The sequence below is a fragment of the Streptomyces yamdrokensis genome (assembly GCF_053890455.1).
In genome coordinates this window covers 597,099-614,862 of the sequence record NZ_CM132679.1, presented here as the reverse complement: position 1 = coordinate 614,862, position 17,764 = coordinate 597,099, and the positions used below count along the sequence as shown (strand labels likewise).

Annotated in this window: 12 protein-coding genes and 2 pseudogenes; 9 read left to right on the top strand and 5 right to left on the bottom strand. The window is 71.0% G+C overall.

Going from position 1 to position 17,764, the window contains the following annotated elements:
- The first annotated feature begins 44 nt into the window (after nt 1-44).
- From ACWZEH_RS02270 to ACWZEH_RS02255, 4 genes are all read left to right on the top strand, one after another.
- Entirely contained in the window at nt 45-1,286 is a 1,242-nt protein-coding gene (locus ACWZEH_RS02270) for an MFS transporter (RefSeq protein WP_456195273.1), read from the top strand.
- Nucleotides 1,287-1,981: 695 nt separating this feature from the next.
- Entirely contained in the window at nt 1,982-4,141 is a 2,160-nt protein-coding gene (locus ACWZEH_RS02265; RefSeq protein ID WP_456195272.1) for a HelD family protein, read from the top strand.
- Between the two features lie 337 nt (nt 4,142-4,478).
- On the top strand, nt 4,479-4,844 hold the full coding sequence (locus ACWZEH_RS02260) for a hypothetical protein (RefSeq protein WP_456195271.1): 366 nt from the start codon (nt 4,479-4,481) through the stop codon (nt 4,842-4,844).
- 401 nt (nt 4,845-5,245) lie between these two features.
- On the top strand, nt 5,246-6,292 hold the full coding sequence (locus ACWZEH_RS02255; RefSeq protein ID WP_456195270.1) for an acyltransferase family protein: 1,047 nt from the start codon (nt 5,246-5,248) through the stop codon (nt 6,290-6,292).
- A gap of 125 nt (nt 6,293-6,417) precedes the next feature.
- On the opposite strand, the gene ACWZEH_RS02250 is transcribed toward ACWZEH_RS02255, so the two are convergent.
- On the bottom strand, nt 6,418-6,867 hold the full coding sequence (locus ACWZEH_RS02250) for a hypothetical protein (RefSeq protein ID WP_456195269.1): 450 nt from the start codon (nt 6,865-6,867) through the stop codon (nt 6,418-6,420).
- Between the two features lie 376 nt (nt 6,868-7,243).
- Here ACWZEH_RS02250 and ACWZEH_RS02245 point away from each other — a divergent pair, with 376 nt between their 5' ends.
- The 5 genes and pseudogenes from ACWZEH_RS02245 to ACWZEH_RS02225 form a co-directional block, all read left to right on the top strand.
- Nucleotides 7,244-8,275, top strand: coding sequence for a permease (locus tag ACWZEH_RS02245; RefSeq protein ID WP_456195268.1), 1,032 nt, complete (start codon nt 7,244-7,246; stop codon nt 8,273-8,275).
- Entirely contained in the window at nt 8,272-9,012 is a 741-nt protein-coding gene (locus ACWZEH_RS02240) for a TIGR03943 family putative permease subunit (protein ID WP_456195267.1), read from the top strand. Before ACWZEH_RS02245 ends, ACWZEH_RS02240 begins: the two co-directional genes overlap by 4 nt.
- 219 nt (nt 9,013-9,231) lie before the next feature.
- The gene (locus ACWZEH_RS02235) at nt 9,232-10,143 is read left to right on the top strand and encodes a universal stress protein (RefSeq protein WP_456195266.1); all 912 of its coding nucleotides are present in this window, start codon (nt 9,232-9,234) and stop codon (nt 10,141-10,143) included.
- Between the two features lie 245 nt (nt 10,144-10,388).
- A complete protein-coding gene (locus tag ACWZEH_RS02230) occupies nt 10,389-10,598 on the top strand; it encodes a hypothetical protein (protein WP_456195265.1) in 210 nt (69 codons plus the stop codon).
- A pseudogene (locus ACWZEH_RS02225) lies at nt 10,540-10,824 on the top strand (universal stress protein); the annotation flags it as partial. The gene ACWZEH_RS02230 and the pseudogene ACWZEH_RS02225, both read left to right, overlap by 59 nt.
- Nucleotides 10,825-11,067: 243 nt before the next feature.
- Here the strand turns inward: ACWZEH_RS02225 and ppdK are convergent.
- The 4 genes and pseudogenes from ppdK to ACWZEH_RS02205 all read right to left on the bottom strand — a co-directional run bounded on the left by ppdK (nt 11,068) and on the right by ACWZEH_RS02205 (nt 17,662).
- Nucleotides 11,068-13,752, bottom strand: a complete 2,685-nt coding sequence (gene ppdK, locus ACWZEH_RS02220; RefSeq protein WP_456195263.1) for a pyruvate, phosphate dikinase — start codon at nt 13,750-13,752, stop codon at nt 11,068-11,070.
- A gap of 248 nt (nt 13,753-14,000) precedes the next feature.
- Nucleotides 14,001-15,552 (bottom strand): annotated as a pseudogene (locus tag ACWZEH_RS02215) (glycoside hydrolase family 65 protein); the annotation flags it as partial.
- A 49-nt stretch (nt 15,553-15,601) separates the two neighbouring features.
- Complete coding sequence (locus tag ACWZEH_RS02210; protein WP_456195262.1) at nt 15,602-16,477, bottom strand: universal stress protein; 876 nt, start codon at nt 16,475-16,477, stop codon at nt 15,602-15,604.
- A 180-nt stretch (nt 16,478-16,657) separates the two neighbouring features.
- Nucleotides 16,658-17,662 carry an Acg family FMN-binding oxidoreductase gene (locus ACWZEH_RS02205; RefSeq protein WP_456195261.1) on the bottom strand — a complete coding sequence of 335 codons (1,005 nt, stop codon included), beginning with the start codon at nt 17,660-17,662 and terminating at the stop codon, nt 16,658-16,660.
- Between the last annotated feature and the right edge of the window lie 102 nt (nt 17,663-17,764).

Sequence of the window (17,764 nt, the reverse complement as noted above, 5' to 3'; positions counted from 1 at the left end):
TGAGCCGCACCGCCAAGCTTTTCCGTGGTCGAGCCGACTCCGCCGTGACGCCTCCCGGCCCCGCGTCCGGCGGGCGTTTCCACGGCTGGCGCATCGTCGCCTACAGCGCCCTCGCGATGGCGATGACCGCGCCCGGCCAGACCACCGGCGTCTCGGTCTTCATCGACCCCCTCATCGCCGACCTCGGCATCAGCCGCACCCAGGTGTCCACCGCCTACCTGACCGGAACCCTCGTCGGCGCCTGCGCCATGCCCATGGTCGGGCGGGCGGTCGACCGCCACGGCCCGCGCCGTGTGATCATCGTCGTGGCGGCCGTCTTCGGCACGATCCTGCTCGCCCTGTCCTTCGTCACCGGACTCGTCGGGCTGACGGCCGGATTCGTCGGCATCCGCATGGCCGGTCAGGGCGCGCTCTCCCTGGTGGCCACGACCACAGTGGCGTACTGGTTCGACAAGCGCCGCGGCCTGGCTCTCGGCGTCACCAGTGCCGTCGGCACCGCAGGGATCTCCCTCGCCCCCCTCCTGATCGAGCGCCTGGTCTCCGGATACGGCTGGCGCCAGGCATGGGCCATCGAAGGAATCGCCGTGTGGGCCGTCGTCCTCCCGCTCGCCCTGTTCGGCATCCGCGACCGCCCCGCCGACCTGAGCCAGCATGTGGACGGCATCCCCCCGGACGCGGACACCGACCCCGACGCCCCGCTGACCGGCTGGCCATTGCGCCGGGCCCTGCGGACGAGCGTCTTCTGGGCGGTCGTCGCCTGCCTGGCCGCCAGCAGCATGCTCACCACCGGCCTGAACTTCCACCAGATCGCCCTGCTCGGCGAACGCGGCCTCACTGCCACCGAGGCCGCCGCCAACTTCCTGCCCCAGACCGCCGCCGCCCTGCTCGTCACCCTCGCCGTAGGAACTCTCATCGACCGGTTGCCGCCCAAGGTCGTGCTGGCCGCGGCGATGGTGATCCTTGCGTGCGGTGTGCTGTCCGCCCTTCTGGTCTCGCCCGGCTGGACGGCGATCGGCTACGGCATCCTGCTCGGCGCCTCCGGTGGCCTTCTGCGTGTCGTCGAATCGGCGACCCTGCCCCGTTACTTCGGCACCGCCCACCTCGGTGCCATTCGAGGCACCGCCCACACCGTCACCATCGCCGCCAGTGCCTTCGGCCCGCTCGCCGTCTCCCTCGGCCACGACCTGACCGGCCACTACGGCCCCGCGCTCATCGCCCTCACCGCTGTGCCGGTACTGGCGGCCCTCGCCGTGCTCGTGGCCCGTGAGCCCGTGAGCGAGGGCTGACGCCCGCATCCCGGGGAACGGCCCCGTCCACCGTCTGTCGTTCATCCCGTCGTGCTCGCTGGGAACCGGGCCGTGTACAGGCGGAGGTACGTGCCGTCCCTGGCCGGCAGGTCGTGGTGGTTGCCCTGTGCGGCCAGGCCTCGGGCGCCCATGACGAGGATCATGTCGGCGCGCGGATGGTGGACCGGCGGCGGGACGGACACGGGTCTGTGCCGCGACCAGTGACGGAGACGTCTTTGAGGCGCTTTCCTCGACCAGCACGACCGACGGCACGGTGGTGCCCTCAAACCGGGGCGTCCTCCGGTTCGCGCCGCCGGGCCGTCAGTACCTTCACGGTCGTGCGGGCATGCTGGTCCTCGAACCGGACCCACCCGGTCGGCCGGCGACAGCCGCACGAAACCGGTCGGCGCATACCAGGGCTCCGTCGCGCGGACCCGCGGCAGCACTTCGCTGTCGATCTCCACGCCACAACTGGTCAGAAGCGTCAGCCGGGCCCTGCCGATCCGGGGCCTGCCGGCCCGGGTGAGCGTGCGCCACCACCCCCTGCGGACAGCGATCCCTTACCCCTCGAACTCCTGCCCGGTCACCAGGCCGGCCCCCTCGGATCCCGACGGCCAAGGGTACGACCGGCCGACCGTCTACCCTACTCTAACGTGACAGTAGATTCGACGCGGACATTCGAACCGGAGACGGCCTTGACGGACCTGCAGACGCGAGACGAAGAGCAAGAGCGGCAGTACCTGGCCGAGACGGTGCGCCTGCTGAAACGGGAACTGGAGCGGCTCGGCGCCTCCATCGACCGGACCGCCAGGACCATCCAGGAGCAGAAGGAGTTCATGTGGGAGAACTGGCGCGACATGGACTTCGCCGAGAAGGCGGCCATGCGCACCGAGGTCAACACCTCCGTCGGTGTGGGCGACAGTGTGGTGACGACGCGCCGTCACATGGAGCGCCTGCTGGAGTCGCCCTATTTCGGGCGCGTCGACTTCCGCAGGGCGGACGACGGAGATGGGAAGGGTCACTACATCGGCGTCCACGACTTCTCGGACCCGGAGACCCAGGAGATCCTGATCCACGACTGGCGAGCCCCGGTCTCCAGTCTCTACTACGACTTCGAGTCGGGTGCCGCGCACTTCGAGGCTCCGACAGGGACCGTCCATGGAACGATCACGGGTAAACGTCAGTACAAGATCGTGAACGATCGCCTTGAGTACATGTTCGACAGCGCGCTGACCATCGGCGACGAAGTGCTGCAGCGGGAGCTGAGCCAGTCCGCCGACGACAGGATGAAGAACATCGTCGCGACGATTCAGCGCGAGCAGAACGAGGTGATCCGCAACGAGACGGCGAAGGTGCTGATCCTGCAGGGCGTGGCGGGCTCCGGGAAGACGTCGATCGCCCTGCACCGGATGGCGTTCCTGCTCTATCGCTTCAAGGACTCCCTGTCGTCCGACAACGTCATGATCCTTTCCCCCAACAAGGTCTTCGGCGACTACATCGCAGGCGTCCTGCCCGAGCTGGGTGAGGAGCAGATCTCGGAGATCGACTTCGGGAAGATCGCCGACCGCTTCCTCGCCAAGGTGACGGAGTTCGAGACCTTCAGCGAGCAGGTGGTCAAGCTCCTCGACCGGGTGGACGAAGCGGCGGCCGAGCGGATGCGCTTCAAGGCGAGGCCGGAGTTCGTCACCCGGCTCGACGAGTGGCTCGCCGCTCGCGGGGACGAGGACTTCACCCCGCGGCAGATCGAGCAGAGGAACAAGCGCCTGTCGGAGCAATGGGTTGCGGAGGCCTTCGCGGCCTCGCGGGGCCTGCCCGTCTTCGCCCGGCTGGACCTGCTCGCCGAGAGCGCCGCGAGCAGGCTGCGACAGGAGGTGCTGGACAAGGGCGGCAAGTGGTCGGCGGCGGACAGCAACGGCATCCGCAAGCAGGTGCGCACCATGTTCCCGCACAAGGACGCGTTCGCCCTGTACAAGGCGTTCTACCAGGACCCTGGGCGCAAGGGCCTGTTCAAGCCGCTCAGCCGGAAGAAGATCGAGTACGCGGATGTCTTCCCGCTGGTCTACACCATGATCAGGACGTCCCGGCAGGAGGGCTACGGCCGCATCCGGCACCTCCTGGTGGACGAGATGCAGGACTACACGCCGATCCAGTACGCGGTGCTGCGTGAGCTGTTCTCCTGCAGGATGACCATCCTCGGGGACGCCAACCAGTCGGTGAACCCGCTCAGTTCCTCGTCGCTTCCGGTGATCCACGACATCTTCCCGGAGGCGGACTGCCTGGAGCTGTGCAAGAGCTACCGTTCCACGTCCGAGATCACGGATTTCGCCCAGCACATCTCGCGCAACGACAAGCTCGTCCCGATCGAGCGGCACGGGCTGCCGCCGCAGGTCGTCGCCGTCGCGGACCGGGAGGGAGAGGAGGCGGAGATCCTGGCGCTGGCCGAGCGGCACCGGCAGAGCGAGTACCGCTCCCTCGGCATCGTCTGCAAGACCGTCGCGCAGGCGCAGGAGCTGTACCGGGTCCTGTCGGCGGCGGGCGTCGAGCTGACCTTCCTCGATTACGAGAGCACGGAGTTCAACGCCGGCACGGTGATCACTTCGGCGCACATCGCCAAAGGGCTGGAGTTCGACACCGTGATCGTCCCGGGCGTGGACGACACGAACTACGCCAACGAGATGGACAAGTGCATGCTCTACATCGCCTGTACCAGGGCCATGCACGAACTCCACCTGACCCACAGCGGGCCGCTCTCGCGCTTCCTGGCGTTCACCGAACATCCCGGAAGCCGTCTCGGAGTTGCCGACCCCGAGACGGCCAGGACGCCCGATCGCAAGACCCCCGCACGAGTGGGCTGACCCCCGGCAAGGAGAGCGGTACCGGCATGTGCGTACCCCGCCTCAGGTGATGCTCGACGAACCCCTTCATCCACGAGCACAGAACACACTCGGACTGTCCCAGCACCACACAAGTGGGGCCGGCAGTCGCTGTGGGACGGTGATGACGAGTCTCCGTCCGCCTGGTCCTTTCCGGTGGCACGGTCCCCCTGGGGGAGAGCCTGGTGATCCTCGCGGTGATGTCCCTCGGCACTGCCGTCCACCGGGCTGAAAACGGTCGGAGCACTCGGAGGCACGTGGCCTGCACGGCCGTCGTGATGGTCGCCTGCGCCGTGACGAACGCCCGCGCCACGGCGACGTGGTCGGTCCCGGCAACGCCACCGCCCCACGCGCGGGCCACACCCTCTACGCCGGCCAGGCGGCCGACTTCCCTGTGCCCGCCTTCGTGCCGGAGTGCTTCGCCGTCGTCCACCCGGCCGACCTTTCCCGCTTCGAGCAGTTCCGGCGTGGCATTGCCCAGTTGAATGAGGAGGGCGTGGTCCAGGTACTCGCCTCCGGCCCGTACGGGGCCAAGCGCCGGTGCTCGCGACCGCGGGGCCGATGTCGTTCGGGGGCGTCAGCGCGCAGATGTCCGAGGCCTCCCCGACAGGCGACTCGACCATCTCGTCGCCGCCCACGAATAGGACTGCCGACGGCCTTGCCGACTGTCGCCGAGACCTTCTGAAGTGGCGCATGACCGTCGGCAGCGACCTGCGAGGCATGCACGATACCTCACGTGGTAGGAGAGTGTGCCATCCCCTGGCGGTCACCGGGCAGCGGTGGAGCACCTCCGTGGCGCTGCGGCCTTGGGAGCCGATGGAGCGAGCGGAAGGCGTGAGGGCTTGCCGAACCCCTTGGCAAAGCAAGGGTAAAGAGGCTGCTACGGTGTCTGATTGTCGGTCGCCTCGCTGTTCGGCAGGTGTTCCTGATGTCCCCGGTCGCTGAGTCGCGCCATCGCCACATGCCCTGTTTCCGTCGGCTTGGATACCGTCACCTGAAAATATCTCCCCTTACGAGAGGGACAACTTGTCGAACAGCGTTCCGAACGCCGTACCGTCCGCTTCCCGACCCCCGGAGCCGACGCCGATGCCAGGCGGCCCGTCTCCCGCCGGCAATGCGCGTGACGCGTTCTTCGACAACGCGAAGTACCTGCTGATCGTCCTGGTGGCCGTGGGGCACGCGTGGGAGCTCGTGGAGAGCACTCGCGCCACCAAGGCGCTGTACATCCTCGTCTACACCTTCCACATGCCGGCGTTCATCGTCATCTCCGGCTACCTGTCGCGCAGCTTCGCCGGCCGCCCCCGCCAGATCGGGCGGCTGCTCAGCGGCATCGTGGTTCCGTACGTGGTCTTCGAGACCGCCTACTCCCTCTTCCGGCGTCACGCCGCCGACGAACCCGACTTCGCCATCAGTCTGCTCGACCCCTTCCTGCTCACCTGGTTCCTCGCCGCGCTGTTCATCTGGCGGATCACCACGCCCCTGTGGCAGCAGCTGCGTCATCCGCTCGCCGTCGCCCTGGCCATCGCGGTGCTGGCCTCCGTCACCCCCGGCATCGGGGAGGACCTCAACCTGCAGCGGGTCCTGCAGTTCCTCCCGTTCTTCGTGCTGGGTCTGTGCCTGAAGCCCGAGCACTTCCGGCTCCTGGACCGCCGCGCGATCAGGATGCTGGCGATACCCGTCTTCGCCGGTGCGCTCGCCTTCGCGTACTGGGCGGCCACCCGCATGCGCACCGAGTGGTTCGCCCGGCGCTCCAGCGCGCAGGAGATCGGGGAACCGTGGTGGACCGGCGCCGTGATGACCCTCGCGCTGTTCGGCTGCTCCCTGCTGCTGACGGCCGCCTTCCTGGCCTGGGTCCCGCGCCGTCGCATGTGGTTCACGGTGCTCGGCGCCGGCACCATCTGCGGCTACCTGCTCCACGGCTTCCTGACCAAGGGGGCCAAGTACTCGGGCCTCATCGACGCCCACGACTGGCTGCACGACCCCGCCGGGAAGATCGTCCTCACCCTCGTCGCGGCCGCCGCCGTCACCCTGATGTGCACCCCGCCGGTGCGCCGTGTCCTTCGTCCGGTGACCGAGCCGGACCTGTCCTGGGCCCTCCGCCGGGACCCGGCCGAACGACCGGCCCAGAGGTGAACCGGCAGGCCGGGCGGGAGCGGCCGAGGACCCGCTGGTAGAACAGCGAGGGGGCGTCTTCCAGGATCACACCGCTCCAGATCCCAGGCCGGCCGGGAAGGGCGATCTTGCACGTGAGCGGCATGTCAAATGCGCTCCGAGGGTGTGTGCAACCTGTGCTGCTCGGGGGAACGCGAGAGCGGCGGGGAGGCGAGGGCTGTCGAGAAACTGTGCGGCGACCCCATGGACGGTGATATCCGGATCGTTTGCCTGAGCTGCAATACGCAGTGGATGCGAGGCGGGATGACCTGACCGTACGGGCGGCCCGCCTCGGCAACATCGTCGGCTTCACCGGTTTCGAAGGAGGGGCGGCGGGCCGGTCGCAGTGAGGGGTGGTGAACCCCCTCGCCGTACCCGTTCGGCGTGGCGGGAAGCAGGAGACGGACGGCCGAGTCGCCCGGCAGGACGACGCCGCGGACGACGGCCGCGTCCAGGGCGAGGCCGCACCAGTGGAGTTCGGTGGTGGCGCCGTACACGGTGTCCGGCGGGAGCGCGACGACGGCACGCACGCACTTGGACCCGGAGTCGGACACCACGCGCCGGCTCCGGGTCGGTGACTTGGCGCACCGGTACGGCCGATGCGGCGAGCAGGCTCGCGATCGGTACGAGGCGGCCGCGCGGTGACCTCGGGCGCGGCCGCGGGTGCCGCCGTCGGGATTACCCCGGCCGCCTCCCACGGCGCCGCCAGGCGTTCCTTACCGGGAGCCGAGCCGGTGTGCCCACCGTGAATGAAAACGACATCTATACTCATCTGAGCGTTGATCCGCGGAGCGGGATGCGGCAACCGGCGGCGGAGGGGCTGGGCTCCAGGGCTTCCCCGGTGCACGTGTCACCAACGGAGCCGCCGGTCTCCCGTGCCCCGACGCACCGGGCTGCCCGAACGGGACGACGCCGAGGGCGGGGAACGGAAGCGTGGAGAAGCAGGAATACGTGGAGGGCCGACGGGGCTCGGCCGCTGATGCGGTGCGTCTCGTCGTGCGCACCCTCGTGTACGTGGTGGTGGGCGGTGGCGCGTTCCTCGTGATCGCCACGGTCGTCTCGGTGCTCGGGCCGATGCTCGCCCTCGATCTCTACACCCCGCCGGTGGCCGCCTGGTGGACGGTGTTCACAGCGGTCGTCGTACAGGGGGTCCCCTTCCTGCTGCTCGGCACGCTGGTCTCGGCGGCCATCGGGGCCTTCGCGTCCGAGCGGATCCTCAGCCGGCTGCTGCCGCGCAGTCCGGCGCTCGCCGTTCCCGTCGCGGGCGCCGCCGGTGTCGTACTGCCCGGGTGCGAGTGTGCGTCCGTGCCGGTGGCCGGGAGCCTGATGCGGCGCGGGGTCGCTCCGGCGGCCGCGCTCGCCTTCCTCCTCTCGGCGCCCGCCATCAATCCGGTGGTGCTGGTCTCCACCTCCATCGCCTTCCCGGGCAACCCGGTCATGGTGCCGGCACGGTTCGTCGCGTCGCTCGCCACCGCCGTCGTCATGGGCTGGCTGTGGGTGCGGTTCGGGCGGGAGGAGTGGCTGCGACTGGCCGGGACACGTACGACGTCCGGGGGGTCCGGGTCCCGGTGGCAGGATTTCCGGACCGGACTGCAGCACGACTTCCTGCACGCGGGCGGCTTCCTGGTCGTCGGGGCGGCGGCCGCGGCGACGTTCAACATCGCCGTACCCCGGTCGGTGCTGGACGTCTTCACCGGGTCGGAGTGGCTGTCGGTGCTGCTGCTGGCCGTCCTGGCGGTGGTCCTGTGCGTGTGCAGCGAGGCCGACGCGTTCGTGGCCGCTTCGCTGAGCGGGTTCTCGCCGACGGCGCGGCTGGCTTTCATGGTCGTCGGGCCGATGGTGGACCTGAAACTGATGGCGTTGCAGGCGGGTACCTTCGGGCGGGCCTTCGCAGTGCGGTTCTCGGCGGCCACATGGGTCGTCGCGGTGGTGAGCAGTGTGCTCGTGGGGTGGTGGTTGCTGTGAGGCGCTACGGTCAGGCCCTGGTCCTGCTCCTGTGCGGGGGCGCGGTGCTGCGCATCTCGCTGTTCAGCGAGCTCTACCTGCGGTACGTGCAGCAGGGGCTGCGACCGTACCTGATCGCGTCGGGTGTGCTGCTGCTGGTCCTGGGGGGCGTCGGCGCGGTCGTCGCGGGAGGGGAAACCCGCGACGGAGACCGGCACGGGCACGAAGGCCGGCACGAGCACGCAGACGGGCACGACCACAGCCGCGGTCCCCGCGTCGCCCTGCTGCTCGTCGTCCCCGCGCTGGCCCTGCTGCTCTTCCCGCCGCCCGCCCTCGGCTCGTACAGCGCCGAGCGGGAGGCGGCCACGTACGCCGCTCAGGGCATCGGCACCTTCCCCGCCCTGCCCGGGGGCGACCCGGTCGACCTCACTCTCGGCGAGTTCACCTCCCGCGCCCTTTACGACAGTGGCCGGACGATGAGGAACCGCACGATCCGGATGACCGGTTTCGTCACCAGGGACGACGAGGGCACCTGGTACCTGACCCGGCTCCTCATCTCCTGCTGCGCCGCCGACGCACGGTCGGACAAGATCGAGATACGTGGGGCCGGCGCCCCTGCCGTCGACAGCTGGGTGTCCGTCACCGGCACCTGGGTGCCGGAGGGCGGGCTCGGCTCCGACGAGGCGTGGCCGCCCGTGCTCGCCGCCACCGATGTCAGGCACGTCGAACAGCCCGGGAATCCCTACGAGAAGCGATAGTTCCCGCAAAACGAGCGTCGTCGCCCGGCGGTGACGGGCCGGTGCTCCCCGGGCGGACAGCGGCGTCGCCCCGGGCGGCGCGCGACCGATGCGGCCCCTCAGGGACAAAGGTGCCGACACGCACCATGAACACCAAGATGGTGAGTACGAGGCCCTGTCCCCCGAGGCGACGGCGGGGACAGCGTGGCAGACACCGCACGAGCGCCCCCAGGAGGAGTCATGACTTCCACAAGCCGGCACGGCGACGCACTCGGGGCGGTTGTCGCAGGCGTCGACGGCTCCGCGTCGTCGCGGGCGGCGGTCCTGTGGGCGGCGGGGGAGGCCGAGAGGCGAGGACAGCATCTGAGGCTTGTCCTCGGGGCGGATCTGGACCGGCTCGGCCGCTTCGCCACGTTCGAGACGACCGAGCGCCTGCGAGAAGCGGGGGACGCGCATCTGGCCAAGGCACAAGAGGTGGTTCACGGGCGCTTCCCGGGACTGCCGGTGGAGCGCGAGCTGAGCAACAAGAACGCGGTGGCGGCTTTGCAGGAGGCGGCCGCACCCGATGCGACCGTCGTCGTCGGCAGCAGAGGCCTGGGGGGCTTCCCCGCTCTGTTGCTCGGCTCCGTGAGTCTGGCCGTCGCCGGGCATTCCTCCGTCCCGGTGGTCGTCGTACGAGGCCGGACCGACCGGCCCGGCACGGGAGTCGTGGCTGCCGCCGTCCGGGACGAGACGGACGCCGACTGGGTACGACGGGCGGCGGCCGAGGCGGAGCTGCGCGAGGGAGTGCTGCATCTGGTCAACGTGTGGAACCCCCTGTCCCACGTCGGGAACATGCTTCCCACGCTCGACGGCCCGGGCGACATCACCGAGCAGGCACGGGCCAGGACCGATGCCCTCGCTGCCGTGGTCCGCCGAAGCCACCCCGCCCTCACGGTCACCACCGAGGCCGACGCGGGCACCGCGACCGCCGCCGCGCTCATGGACGTGTCCGCTGGCGCCGATCTGCTGGTGATGGGGGTCCGGCGCCGGTTCACGGGCTCGGGGCCGGCCCTCGGCCGGCTGGGACACGCTGCTCTGCATCACGCCCGGTGTCCGGTCGAAATCGTGCCCCGGCCGGGTGAGCCGGACCAGGAGGAATCATGGCGGTAGCAGGTGTCCGCAACGAGATCCTCGTCGGAGTGGATCCGAAGGACTCATTCCGTCCGGCTCTCGCGTGGGCCGCTCGGCCGCCCTGCTGAGGGGTGGCGACGTGGGTCCTCTGCTGTCCGTACCGCCCCTGCACGGCACGCATCGTGTGGACGTCCGGCCCCACCACGAGACGCTGCGGGTGGAGGGCGAGGAAACCCTGTCGGCTGCCGTGGAGACGACAGGGGCCCTCGCCCCCCGACGTCGCGGTGACCGCGGTCCTGTTCGACGGCATGCCCGCCGCGGTGCTGTGCCAGGAGACGGAGGGACGCGCTGGTCTCGTCGTGGTCGGCTTCCGTGGGCTCACCCGCCCGGAGGAAGTGTTCAGCACCGGCTCGGTGGTCGTACCGGTCGGCGCGCGTGCGGGACTGTCCGGTGGTGGCCGTCCGGGAGGCGGGACACGCCGGACAGCCTCCTGAGGGACCGGTCGTCGGAGGCGACGGCAGCAGCAGTTCCCGGTCGGCCGCCGACTTCGCGGTCCGGGAGGCCGGCCTGCGCGGCGCGACCGTTCACGCCGTGTGGGTGCGGCCGCAGCACGTGGCCCGGCCGACCGGTCCCGGCGACGAGAGGGCCGGTCTTCTCGAGCGGTGTCGGCTGCTTGCGGAAACGGTGGCAGGGCTGGGGGAGCGGCATCCCGTCGTGGGGGTCACCCAGGAGGTTCCGCGTGGCCGCCCCGTTGAGGAACCCGCACGCGTCTCGGCGACGGCCCAGGCCGTCGTGGCGGGGCCGCCACGGGCGCGGTGGGTACAGCCGCATGAGGCCGGGGTCCGTCGTGCACGGGCTGCTCCACCGTGTCGAGTGTCCCGTCGTCGTGGTGCCCTCGGCATGAGGCGGTGCTCCTACCGGACCAGGACCCGCCCTGACCGTCGTGAGGAGGCGGGGCCTCCGTCACCTGCTGTCGCTGCCCTCCGTTCCGGACAGTGCGGCCCGGCCGGCCTCCAGACGGGCGACCGGTACGCGGAACGGGGAGCAGGAGACGTAATCGAGCCCGACGGTGTGGAAGAAGTGCACCGACTCGGGGTCTCCGCCGTGCTCACCGCAGACGCCGATCTTCAGGTCGGGCCGTGCGGCGCGGCCCTCGGCGACCGCGATCTCGACCAGGCGCCCCACGCCGTCGCGGTCGATCGTCTCGAACGGGGACACCTTGAAGATGCCCTTGTCGAGATAGGCGGAGAAGAAGGCCGCCTCGACGTCGTCGCGGGAGAAACCCCAAGTGGTCTGGGTCAGGTCATTGGTGCCGAAGGAGAAGAACTGAGCCTCCTCGGCGATGCGGCCCGCCGTGAGCGCGGCCCTGGGCAGCTCGATCATGGTGCCGACCGGGCACGCGAAGGGGACGCCGGACTCCCCGGCGACCTCGGCCAGGACCTGCTCCACCTCCTCGCGCACGAGCCGCAGCTCCTCGACCGTGTCGATCAGCGGCACCATGATCTCGGCCCGCGGATCACCGCCCGCCCGCTTGCGTGCCACGACCGCCTCGGCGATCGCCCGTGTCTGCATGGCGACCAGTCCCGGGGCCACCAGACCCAGGCGGACGCCGCGCAGGCCCAGCATCGGATTCTCCTCGTGCATGCGGTTGACGGCATCGAGCAGTTCGGCGTCGCGCGCGCCGGTCGGGGTGCCGTGTGCCTCGGCGGCGGCGATGCGCACGGCGAGTTCGGTGCGGTCGGGCAGGAACTCGTGCAGCGGCGGGTCGAGGAGACGGATGGTGACCGGCAGGCCGTCCATCGCCTCCAGGATGCCGACGAAGTCCTGCCGCTGCAGCGGCAGCAACGCGTCGAGGGCATGTTCCCGTTGGGCGTCGGTGCGGGCCAGGATCATCGCCTCGACCAGCTGCCGGCGATCGCCGAGGAACATGTGCTCCGTACGGCACAGGCCGACGCCCTCGGCCCCGAAACGGCGGGCACGGGCGGCGTCCTCGGGGGTGTCCGCGTTCGCCCGGACCCCCAACCGGCGTACGCCGTCGGCCCGCTGCACGGAGCGGGCCACGGCGTTCACCAGCCCGGCCGAGCGCTCGCCGGTCTCGAAGTACCGCATCACGGCGGAGTCGACCAGCGGGGCGGCGCCGGGGTGGACGGCGCCCTCGGAGCCGTCCACGGAGATGACGGTGCCTTCTTCGACGGTGACGTCACCCACGGTGAAGCGCCGCCCCCGCGCGTCGACGACGATCCCCTCGGCGCCGCACACGCACACCTTGCCCATGCCGCGGGCGACCACTGCCGCATGGCTGGTCTTGCCGCCGCGGGAGGTCAGCACGGCCTGGGCGGCGACCATGCCGGGCAGGTCGTCGGGGGTGGTCTCCTCACGCACGAGGACGACCCGCTCCCCGGCGGCGGCCCGCCGGACCGCTTCGGCGGAGTCGAACACCGCGGCGCCCACGGCGGCGCCGGGCGAGGCCGGGATTCCGTGCGCGAGCGCGTCACCGAGGGCCGAGGCGTCGAACCGGGGGAACATCAGCCGGGCCAGCTCGTCCCCGCCGACCCGCGCCAGAGCCTCGTCGGAACTGATGAGCCCCTCGTCGGACAGCTCGGCGGCGATGGTGAACGCGGCCTCGGCGGTGCGCTTGCCGACCCGGGTCTGCAGCATCCACAGCCGGCCGCGTTCGATGGTGAACTCGATGTCGCACAGGTCGCGGTAGCGGGTCTCCAACGTTGCCGTGTGGTCGCGCAGCCGGGCGAACGCCTCGGGGTTCAGGCGGCCGAGCTCGTCCAGCGGCATGGTGTTGCGGATGCCCGCGACGACGTCCTCGCCCTGGGCGTTGGGCAGGTAGTCGCCGTACAGGCCGGCCCGGCCCGTGGCCGGGTCGCGGGTGAAGGCGACGCCGCTGCCGGAGTCGGGGCCGAGGTTGCCGAAGACCATGGTCTGCACGTTGACCGCGGTGCCGAGGCCGTCGGGGATGTGCTCACGGCGGCGGTACAGGCGGGCACGTTCGACGTTCCAGGACTCGAACACGGCCAGGACCGCCCGGCGCAGCTGCTCGGCCGGGGACTGCGGGAAGGACTCACCCGTCTCCCTGCGGATCAGCTCCTTGTAGGACTCGACGAGCCCGGCCAGATCGGCCGCGTCCAGCCCCAGGTCGTCGCCCGCGCCGCGGTCCTCCTTGAGACGGGCCATGGCCTCCCCGAACAGCGAGCCGTCGACACCCATGACGATGGTGCCGAACATCTGTACGAGTCGGCGGTAGGAGTCCCAGGCGAAGCGCTCGTTGCCGGAGGACCTCGCGAGGCCCAGGACGGAGTCCTCGTTGAGGCCGATGTCCAGGATCGTCTCCATCATGCCCGGCATGGAGAAGCGGGCCCCGGACCGGACGGACAGCAGCAGCGGGTCGTCCGGCTGTCCCAGCCGCCGCCCGGCGGCCCGCTCCAGGGTGGTCAGATGATCGGAGATCTCGCGGGCGAGGCCGGCCGGCTCACTGCCGGTGGCGAGGAACGTGCGGCAGGCCTCGGTACTGACGGTGAACCCGGGCGGAACCGGCAGGCCGAGGCGGGTCATCTCGGCCAGGTTGGCACCCTTGCCGCCGAGCAGGTCGGCCATGCCGCGGCCGCCCTCGGTGAACGCGTACACGTAACGGACCATGACGATGCGCTTCCTTCCGATTGCGGCCGGGACACCTCTCGAAGACGACGCGTGCCTCGATCCGCCCGCCCGGGACCCGCGACACCAGCATCCACTGCGATGAGGTGCGGCGGCAGGTGCTGGACGTCCTCGTGGGTGAGGCCGACCGGCCCCGGCGCGGGGCCGCCACCGGGTCCGGCCGTGCGGACAGCCGGCTCCTGAGACCGTCTCCGCGGACACCGGCGTGCTCCATGTGGTCCAGGCGTGCAGCCTTCGAACTGACTGATGACGCCCTGGTGGTGGGGCACACGCAGCCGTCGGGACACCTCCTCCCACTTCAGGAGTTCGTCGCCGTCCAGCCCCATGCGGTCGAACAGTTCCTCCCGGTGCCACGAGGGAAGCCGTCGCACGAGGTCCAGGGCACGGCCGAGGACCCAGGCAGCGGTGACGTTGGTGTACGCGTTGTCGTCCAGGCCGGGCCGGGCGGAGCCCGGGCAGCCGTCGTGGTACTCGTCGGGGCCCATCACGCCACGGATGCGGTAACGGCCCGTCCCGGGGGCGAACTCCGCCGTGTCCGCCCAGAAGCGGGCGATGTGCAGCAGCATCTCCGCTCCCTCGGTGTGGAGGAACTCGGTGTCGCCGGTAGCCTCGCAGTACTGCCACACGTTGTAGGCGACGGCCGAGCCGACGTGGTGCTGAAGCCGGGAGACCTCCGGAAAGTGCAGGTTCAGGTACGGCAGCACGAACAGCTCGTCCCAGAACACATGTCCCCGGTACGCCTCGCCGTGCAGCCCTCGGGCGGGCACTCCCACGTCCAGTTCCGCGGTGTGCGGTGTGCGGTGACAGCGTCTGCAGGACGTGGAACTGGTGCAGGCGCAGGACGCGACCGGCCTCGCCGGGCACCTCGACCTGCGCCCGCCGCCACAACTGCTCCCAGGCGGCGGCGTGGGAGGCCATGAGTGCGGGGAAGTCCGGGGCCACGGTCACCCGGTCCACGGCCGCGTCGAGCGGATTGGAGATGGCTCTGCCACGTGAGGTGTGCAGCGCCACGGTCTTCTCCACGGCGACGGCCCGGCCCGGGGCGACGCGGACCACGAGGCGGTGCGCGGCACGCTGGGAGGCGGGGCGCAACTCCGAAGAGACGGGCCGCTGCCCGGGGACGACGGTCCGGGCCGCCATGACGACCGCGATGTCGGAGGCGCTGGTGCGGCAGCGCAGCCACACCCTGTCGGGCTCCTCCCTCCCCGTTTCCACCTGCGTCAGGTGACGGCGGTTGAGAGCCCGGTAACGGTGTACGTTGCCGTTGATCACACCGCCGTCCAGGGCGGGCTCGATTTCGATCTCTCCCGACCAGTCCTCGGCCGTGAAGACCGTCCGCGGCGCGGCCGGATGAGGGTGCCTCATGTGGACGAGGCGGATCTGCTCCACACCCACGACTCCCGCGTCGTCCCGGTAGCGGAGCGTGCGGGTCAGCGTGCGGCGGCGCAGGTCCAGAGTGTGCCGGTGGTCGAGCAGGGCGCAGGTGTCCGGGGAGAACCACGGCCCCCAAGGTCCCTCGGCGGGACGGCAACGGAACCGCAGGAGAAGCCAGTTCGGCAGGTTGACCAGATCCTCGTTGGTCACCCGCTCCCCCGCCACGGTCGACTCCAGCCGGTTGTAGCAGCCGGCTGCGTAGGTACCCGGGCAGTGCACCACGCCCGCTCCGCTCTCGGGCACCGCGCCGCGGGTGGCGAAGCAGCCGTTGCCGAGGGTGCACAGCGCTTCACGCAACAGTTCGGCAGCGGGGTCGTACCCCTCGTACTCCCACGTCCACTCCGGCATCCGCGGCACTCCCTCCTCTTTTCCCACGAGGTGGCCCACGGGCCGGTGCTCAGGCTCGCTGGGGGACCACGGCGACCGGGCACTCGGAGTGATGCAGCAGGGCGTGGGCGGTGCGGCCGAGTTGCAGACCGAAGTGGCCGCGCCGCCTCACGGCGCCGACGACGACCAAGTCGGCCTCGGCTGCCGCGTCCAGGAGAACCCGGTGGGCGGGTCCTTCGACCGGCCTGCGGCGGACCTCGACCCGGGGGTGGTCCCGTACCCCCTCGTGCAGCGCGTCGGTGAGGTTGGCCGAGGCGCGTTCCTCACGGGCACCGGCGGCATCGTCAGCGAGGAGGGGATGGTCCACGTGCTCGTGAGCCGGGCGGCGCCAGGCCCGCACGGCATCGAGGGCACAGCCGCGTGCCTCGGCCTCCCGGAAGGCGAACCGTACTGCGCCCGAGCCCGTGGTCGAGTCGCCGACCCCGACCACCACCCGACCGAAGAGGCCCTGCCGGCTGCGCTCCGAGCCGCGGACGACGAGGACCGGACACAACGCGCGGGCCGCCACCGTGAGGCTGACCGAGCCCAGCAGCAGCCCGGCCATCTCGCCTCGGCCGCGTGAGCCGGTGACCAGGGCGAATGCCTCGCGCCCCGCCTGCAGCAGCGCGGACACGGCATCGTCGGGCAGCACATCGCCCGACACCTTCACCTCGGGATCGCGCAGCCGGGCACGTTCCAGGCTCGAGGCGATGATGTGCTGCGCCATGACCTGTTCGGCGGGGCGATCGGTCCTGAGTGAGGGGCGGGTTCCTTCGTAGCGTTCCCACAAGGAGGCGTGGATGAGGCGCACGGGCACGCCGAGGCGTGCCGCCTCGTCCACCGCCCAGTCCACTGCCTGAAGGCTGCAGTCCGACCCGTCGACGCCTGTGACCAGCGGGGGTTCCATGATGTCCCTCACCTTCCGTCCTGTGCGGGCGATGGCAGACCTCCTGCCAATACGGTCGCACTGCCCGTGCACCGCCGCAGCCGCAGCGACCTGCCGAAAGTCTTCCCGACCTTGAGGCGTGCCACCACCGAGGCCGGCGAACAGGCCCGGCGGTTCGCGAAGAGCCGGCCCGAAGGCGCGTCAGGGCTGGATGTCGAGGACGTCCGGCACCGGTCGGCGTGGTGTGACGGGGCCTGTGGGGCCGTATCCGAGGCGCAGCACGATCTGCGTGTGGCCTGTGCCCGACACGGGGTCGCGCAGGGGCCAGCGCAGGTCCCCCCACTCGAGGGCCTGGGTGGCGAAGGAACCGGACAGACCCTCCAGAGTGGCCAGCAGCAGGACGCGCTCCATGGCCTGCCCGGCACCCAGCCAGTCCTCGGGGTCGTCACGGACCGTGCTGAGGACGGCCAGCTGCGGCGTCCGTTCGAACTCGGCGCTGCCACGGCCCGCCACCGGCCTGGGCCCCGCGAAGTCACGCATGGGGGCCTTGCCGCCCCGTTTGCGTGGTCCGAAGGCGTAACCGGGCACCCCGTCCGAGGTCCTCTCCCCGGACGGGGCGTCGATGCGGGTCCATCGCGCCAGGTCCTCGTCGCTGCCGCGGTCGGCGAGGTTGCGTGCCTCGGCCTCCTCGAGCAGCCGCAGCACCTCATCGAGGTGCCACGAGGACGGGAAGGCCAGCATCGCTCCCTCATGGCGTGCGGCGCCGACGAGGGCGGCGCGCACCTCCTGGGGTATCTCCGTCTCGTCGAACGGGAAGCGGCTGCTGTGCCTTCGGGAAATCGCCGGATACAGGGTGGCGAGATCGCTTTCACCGCTCCCGGGGCCGGTCAGCCGCACCGAGGCGAGCAGTGCCGGGTCGGCCGGGTCGGGCAGCAGGCGGGTCACCGGGAGCAGGCCCTCGTGGGCCGCCGCGACCCGCAGGTTCAGCAGAGCGGCGCCGCAGCCGAGGTGCAGGGCGCGGCTGTCGGGGTCGGCGTGCGGCAGGACGCGGTCGGGATCCGCTCGCAGGTGGAGGGTGCGGCTGCCCCGGGCGTAGCGCAAGCGCCACGGCTGGACGTTGTGCATCGACGGCGCGGCAGCGGCGTCGCGGGCCAGGGCGGCCACACGCTCGTCGGACAGCGGTTCCGGTTCGGGGCGCTGGTTCACCGGGGCCTTCCTTCGCCGGGTCCTGTGGTTCGGATCGGGGGGCGGGCCGGGGCCGGGCTCGCGGGCCCGGGCGGCGGAACGCGAGCTGTGCGAAGGCGCCGC

What these genes read in the sequence shown, in the direction of transcription:
- ACWZEH_RS02255 (WP_456195270.1), top strand. Translation starts at nt 5,246, where the DNA reads ATGCCAGGCGGCCCGTCTCCCGCCGGCAATGCGCGTGACGCGTTCTTC.
- ACWZEH_RS02235 (WP_456195266.1), top strand. Translation starts at nt 9,232, where the DNA reads ATGACTTCCACAAGCCGGCACGGCGACGCACTCGGGGCGGTTGTCGCA.
- ppdK (WP_456195263.1), bottom strand. Translation starts at nt 13,752, where the DNA reads ATGGTCCGTTACGTGTACGCGTTCACCGAGGGCGGCCGCGGCATGGCC.
- ACWZEH_RS02210 (WP_456195262.1), bottom strand. Translation starts at nt 16,477, where the DNA reads ATGGAACCCCCGCTGGTCACAGGCGTCGACGGGTCGGACTGCAGCCTT.